Origin of the sequence: Rhodopirellula islandica (genome assembly GCF_001027925.1) — a bacterium.
GTDB classification, from domain to species: Bacteria; Planctomycetota; Planctomycetia; order Pirellulales; family Pirellulaceae; genus Rhodopirellula; species Rhodopirellula islandica.
In genome coordinates this window covers 1-6294 of the sequence record NZ_LECT01000027.1, presented here as the reverse complement: position 1 = coordinate 6294, position 6294 = coordinate 1, and the positions used below count along the sequence as shown (strand labels likewise).

Below are 6294 nucleotides of genomic sequence, written 5' to 3'. Positions count from 1 at the left end.
TGGGAGGGAGGATTCTCAGGCTGGAAGCCTAAGCCTCTTGGGCTGCAAAACGACGGGGTGAGCGACTTGCTGAGGTGGCAGGTTGGAGGACACGAATTGGATTGACACGGTTGACGTGCGGGAGCTGAGTTTGGATGGGGATGTATTCGAAACCGGCGAGTGCCGAACAGAAGCAACGTTGGGCGAAGATCGAATCAGTTGCTGGGACACAGCGATGTGAAGACGACGGAGATTTACACGCACGTGCGAAATCCGCATGATTCGAAGGTGGGGAGTCCGTTGGATCGGTTGATGCAGGATGGGGACTTGGCTGAGGCCGGGTGAGACGGCTGGTTGCAATGACCACGGTGTCGTTTTCAATGGACCGGGGCGTTTGCGTTCGACCTCCCCTCGCTTCGCTCAACCCTCCTGCCAGGAGGGTGAATTGGCTCTTCGGCTGGACGCTCGCTTGCCGACCCGTTCGGTTTGGAGGCGTCGATTTTGTTGTGGGTTGGCCGTTCTTGGCCGACATCCAAAACTCCGACGGGCAAGAGTGCCCATCACAACGCGACGCGTGAGCGAGGGACGCCACCTAACTTCTACGACGGCCCCATCCGGGGCGACCGTTTGTTTTTCGGCATCGGTCTCTCGGGGCTTCCGCCCCGAGCTAAGCACGACGGCCCCATCCGGGGCGATCCCCAGACGCCCGCCACCATTTATTTTTCGAACGTCCCAAGGGAGGGTGATAATAAACGCTTGGCAACACGGTACTTCAAAACTGCACGGCCTCCTGCGCGGGCGGGGTTCTCAAGGCATTGCGAACACCGCATTTGAAAACTGCACGACCTCGGTGGGGTGTGGGGGGAAAGTCGCCCTGGGGATGCGAGTTGGCGGCTTCAATCAAATCTTGGATTTTTTGCCAATTGTCAAGTTTGGCAAACCTTGCGGCGCGGTCTGTCACTGATCAAGCGACCTTGCGGCGATGTCCGATGGTAACCCTCGTACCGGTCACTCCGCCTGGTTCCGCTTTGTCGGATCGGGCAGGTGACATCACAGGAGCAAGATGCTGCCTTGGCGGCGTGTTGTTCCGGTTGTTTCAATGACTTCCGCTTGATTGCGTGAGTGCGGGGATTGCATGCGTTGGTTTCTAAAACATTCGCCTTCACGTCACGACGTGTCGGTGCATCGTTCCCCATCCATGGGTGTGTTGCTGTCGATGGGGTTGCTGGCGGGATTGACCGTCGGCGTCGGCAGCGATGATTCGGTGTCAGCCGATGACTTGCAGAGCGTGACGGCGACCAGCTTTCGCTCCAGCGACGCAAGCGTACGGGACGTGCGATCGACCGGTCGGTCATCGCGATCGTTGCGTGAAACGCCCACGGTGACGGCGATTCGTCGTGCTTCGCCTTCGGTGGTGAATTTGCACGGTCAAAAGACGATTCGCACCACCGCGGCCAGCATGGCTGGTGGGGCGCCCGATTCGTTTCGCCAAGTCAACGGCATGGGCACAGGGGTCGTGATCGATCCGCGTGGTTATGTGATCACAAATTACCATGTGGTCGAAGACGTCAACGAACTCAACGTGACATTGCACAACGGCGAAGCCACCCGCGCTGATTTGATCGCCTCGGATCCACAAAGCGATCTGGCGTTGGTGAAATTGCGAGGCCAAGGCCCGTTTCCAACGATCCCACGTGGTCACAGCGATGATTTGATGATCGGTGAAACGGTCATCGCCATCGGCAATGCGTTTGGTTACGTCCACACCAGCACCGAAGGCATCATCAGTGCTCTGCACCGCGATGTGCCGGTCAACGAGACACAGCAGTACCGCGATCTGATTCAAACCAGTGCCGGCATCAACCCAGGCAACTCCGGCGGTCCACTGCTGAACATCGATGGTGAAATGATCGGTGTGAACGTTGCCGTTCGCGTCGGTGCTCAACAGATTGCGTTTGCCATTCCAATTGATCAGGTGCTCGACACCGTGACCGAGATGATCAACCGCCACAACGATCGCCGGATGGTGATCGGAATGGATGGATCGGCCGTCTCGCGTGGTGGATTGCAGGTGACACGATTGTCCGACGGTGGTTCGGCACAACAAGCTGGCCTGCAGACAGGCGATCGCTTGGTACGCATCAACCAGCAAGACATCGCGGATCCACTCAACTACGCGTTGTCGGTGCTAGAAGTTGGGCCAGGGGATCCGATGCAGGTCGAATTCGAACGCGAGGGCGAGTTCTTTCAAACGCAATTGGCGACCGCGGTTTCGTCGCAAGAATTTGGTGACCCAGCTGCCGCACTTGCATGGCAAGTCGTGGGTGTCTCTGTCCGACCTGCTGGGAAGTCGTTTGTGCATCGCATGAATTCGCGATTGCAAACCAATTACCGCGGCGGTTTGATCGTCACCGATGTGCGGGCTGGTTCCGCGGCGAGCGAACAAGGGATCACGGCGGGCGACGTTCTGCTGGGGATTCACGTGTGGCAAACCGCCGGGCTGGAAGACTTGGCCGAGATTCTTGACCAACCCAACATCCGCCGCGGTTCGAAGGCCAAGTTCTACCTCGTTCGAAAAGACCAGACGCTGTATGGCCATCTCCAATTGGCCTCGCAAGGGAACCAGCTGACGCGACGCTAGAAGGCCGTGACGGCAAATGGTTCGGGGGGGCGAAATTGGTCAAGAGTTTCGACTCGCTCGACGAAATCCCGAAAGTCTTGACGACTTTCGCCACGGTGATGACCTCCTCATTCGCTTTTTCAGACCGCAAAACGGTTCAGGCCGTTGTTTTCTTGACTCAACGATCGATTCGTCCTGGGACGAACGAGTCGGGGGCATCTTCCGCAGATGCACCGGGCTCGTTCGTCGACCCAGCCGGGACGTGATCGATCGTCCATTCGTCGAGTGGGCGGACGCAGTTGACACCCGCATGTCGATTGCGTCCGTTCGCCCGCGAAACTTTGATGACCTACCCCAATCAAACATCTGATCGAATCCACGATGGAGTCGAAATTGGCACCTGCGACGCTTGGTTATTTCACGATCGTTCAACAAGAACGCACCGGTTGGACGGGCGGATTGCTCGTCCTCAACGGAGGCGGTCGGCCTCTGGAGTTCCAGTGCACGTTGCCGCTGCGTCCAACCAAGGCTCACGAAATCTTGTTTGGCAACACGCTGCGTCAACACCTGATCTGTGACGTCATCGGACCCACGCTCTTGAAGAAATGTCGCACACCGATCTCCATGTTGATGTGTGAGCAAACGGAGTCCCTGCAGATGGCGGATGCCAGTTGCACGATCGGGTTTGTCGCCACGCCGGAAAACGATGGCAAGGCCTACGTCGCGCGAGAACCCAACGGGCATTGCGCCATGAAAGTTCGCGGGGCATCGGTTCTGGTGGCGATGGAACAAATGGAAGCCGCCGAACAGGTCACGCAGCAGATGGGTGACTTCCCCGATGTGATGGAACCTTTCGAGCGGATTCGAGAAGCGATCCGAGAGGCTCAGTCCCAAATCGCGAGGGCGGCGTAGTGTGGTTCCGAAAATCGTCTCCGGTTGCAGAGGATTCGCCGCACGCATCCAGGACGTCGACGCCCTCGATGCTGACGACTGACGCAGCGCCTCCAGCGGCCGATTCGGCAGTGGCTTCGGCACCGCGTCCCACGATGCAGTGTGAGATCGACGGTACCAACAGTTGGGATGCCGCGACGGCTTTTGAGTTGGAAACAAACGAGTGGACGTTGCCGGCACTGCAACCGATGCGCGTGCCGATCAAATTGCCGCCGCTGGTCGCCAAGACAACGGGATTCTTGTTCCCCGAGTCGGCGTCTTGGATTCCCAAGCCAGCGGAGAAACCCACGCAGGCTGTGGCCGGTTCCATCGGTCCCGAGGGAAAAGGCGAATCCGAAACCGAGGACGAAGGTTTCAAAAAGCGTCGCAAATCGATGGGCAAGCGTTCGCGGATCAAGCCGCCCAATGACATCGTGAAGTTGCAGGACCGGTTGTATTACCTGTTGCAACCGCCGTTGGATTTGCTGGTCGGCAGCGGGCAATTGAACTTTCCGTTCGAACCGTTTCCCTATCAGCTCGATGGGATCGCGTTCCTGTTTCCTCGGTATGCCTGTGTGCTGGCCGATGAGATGGGGCTGGGCAAAACCATGCAAGCGATCAGCACGATGCGGATGCTGTTGTGCAGCGGCGAACTCCGCAACGTGTTGTTGGTTTGCCCCAAGCCGTTGGTCAGCAATTGGCTGCGTGAGTTCAGCGTTTGGGCGCCGGAGATCCCTGTGGTCGCAATCGAAGGCAACGCGGCCAAGCGCGAGTTCCAGTGGCGCGAGCCCAATGTGCCGGTGAAGATTGCCAATTATGAATTGTTGATGCGAGACAAAGAGATCGTGCTAGAGGGCGGTCTGCACTTTGACTTGGTGGCGCTCGACGAAGCCCAGCGGATCAAGAACATCAACAACTCGACCAGCGAAATCGTTCGCGCCATCCCGCGAACCAGGTCGTGGGCTCTGACCGGAACGCCCGTCGAAAACTCGCCCGATGATTTGGTCGGCATCTTTGACTTTCTCTCACCGGGGTACTTGCAAACCGGCATGCCGATGTCGCAGATGGCGAGCATGGCGGGGGACTACATCTTGCGACGCACCAAAGACATGGTGCTCGAAGACATGCCGCCCAAACTTTATCGCGACGCAGACATTGACCTGACGCCCGAACAATGGGCTCGCTACGACACCGCTGAGAAGGAAGGCGTGGTTCATCTGGAGGAACTGGAAGAGTCTCTGACCGTGCAACACGTGTTCGAGTTGGTGTTGCGGCTCAAGCAGATTTGCAACTTCGATCCGGTGACCAATTCCAGCGCCAAATTGCAGCGACTCGAAGCGGACATGGAAGAGGTCGCTGCCAGCGGCCAGAAGGCGATCCTGTTCAGTCAGTGGACCAAGACGATCGACAAGATGCGTCCCACGCTGGAACGGTTTGGACCGCTGGAATACCACGGCAAGATCCCGCACAAAAAACGCGAAGGCGTGATCGAGCAATTTAAAAACGATCCCAACAGCCACATCATTTTGATGAGCTACGGCGCTGGCAGTGTGGGCTTGAACCTGCAGTTTTGCCGGTACGTGTTCTTGTTTGATCGGTGGTGGAACCCCGCGATTGAGGATCAAGCGATCAATCGAGCCCACCGCATTGGAGCGGCTGGCAGCGTGACGGTCACGCGAATGATGGCGGTCAACACGATCGAGCAACGCATCGCGGCGGTGCTGGATCAGAAACGCGAGATGTTTGACATGCTGTTCGCGGATCAACGCGATGCGTCCAAGAACGCCGCGGGCGATGGCCCGGCCAAGTCTGGGCCGTTGTCCCAAGCCGGTGGTCTGTCACGCGACGAGATCTTCGGGTTGTTCGACCTGCGAGCCCCCGGCGGCAAGAAGGTGGCGTGAGTTGGGGCGGGATGTCCTTTCAGAGTAGAACATTTGTCCCCAAATGTTTGCGTGATTGGTTGGTGTCGTCGAGCAGTATGACGCGAGCGGTTGAAAGTGGACTTGTTTGCGATGAGGCTTGGCGTTGGAAGGCTGCCCGACGGAACGGTTGATGACAGAGGACTTTGGAAGGTGGCTGGCACCTTCTAGGCAGGTCGGCAGGAGTGATCAAGCACAACCATGTGAGCCGTTTGGGCGTTCGCCCCGGTTGTGCGTGAAAACCGTGGCTAACGCCAGCGGCTCACATACCCGATGACACCTGCGTACCTTCTAGGCACGAGTTCCCCCTCGTGGCAGGAGAGATCGTGTCGATTTTTGAGACCGCTTTTCGGCGGGTTTTCATACGGCGCACCTCTCCTGAAACGCAGTTTGGGGAGCGGTCGAGCGACGCCGTTCAGGCGTACGCGAGGGTGAGGGCCGGGGATGGGAAACGGCGCACTGCCCTCCCCCGGAAATCTCGCTGAACGCTCGCTTTCCGACCCCTCCCAACTTCGTCGGGCGGGGTTCTCAAAGGGTTTGGAAGGTGGCTGGCACCTTCTAGTCGCGGGGGCTGAATGTCCTTTCAGAGTAGAACATTTGTCCCCAAATGTTTGCGTGATTGGTTGGTGTCGTCGAACAGTGTGACGCGAGCGGTTGAAAGTGGACTTGTTTGCGATGAGGCTTGGCGTTGGAAGGCTGCCCGACGGAACAGTTGATGACAGAGGACTTTGGAAGGTGGCTGGCACCTTCTAGTTACGAGCACGAGCACGAGCACGAGCACGAGCACGAGCACGAGCACGAGCACGAGCACGAGCACGAGCACGAGCACGAGCACGAGCACGAGCA

General features: G+C 58.2%; 3 protein-coding genes and 1 pseudogene. 3 read left to right on the top strand and 1 reads right to left on the bottom strand.

Going from position 1 to position 6294, the window contains the following annotated elements; translation table 11 throughout:
• Positions 1-1177 precede the first annotated feature (1177 nt).
• The 3 genes and pseudogenes from RISK_RS13665 to RISK_RS13650 all read left to right on the top strand — a co-directional run bounded on the left by RISK_RS13665 (position 1178) and on the right by RISK_RS13650 (position 5430).
• Entirely contained in the window at positions 1178-2620 is a 1443-nt protein-coding gene (locus tag RISK_RS13665; protein WP_047814879.1) for a trypsin-like peptidase domain-containing protein, read from the top strand.
• Between the two features lie 296 nt (positions 2621-2916).
• Positions 2917-3511, top strand: a pseudogene (locus RISK_RS13655) (hypothetical protein).
• Positions 3511-5430 (top strand): DEAD/DEAH box helicase, encoded by a 1920-nt coding sequence (locus tag RISK_RS13650; protein WP_047814875.1) that lies wholly within the window; start codon positions 3511-3513, stop codon positions 5428-5430. Before RISK_RS13655 ends, RISK_RS13650 begins: the two are co-directional and overlap by 1 nt.
• Positions 5431-6031: 601 nt before the next feature.
• On the opposite strand, the gene RISK_RS33050 is transcribed toward RISK_RS13650, so the two are convergent.
• On the bottom strand, positions 6032-6294 hold a 263-nt coding region (locus tag RISK_RS33050), incomplete at its 5' end, for a hypothetical protein (RefSeq protein ID WP_236696281.1).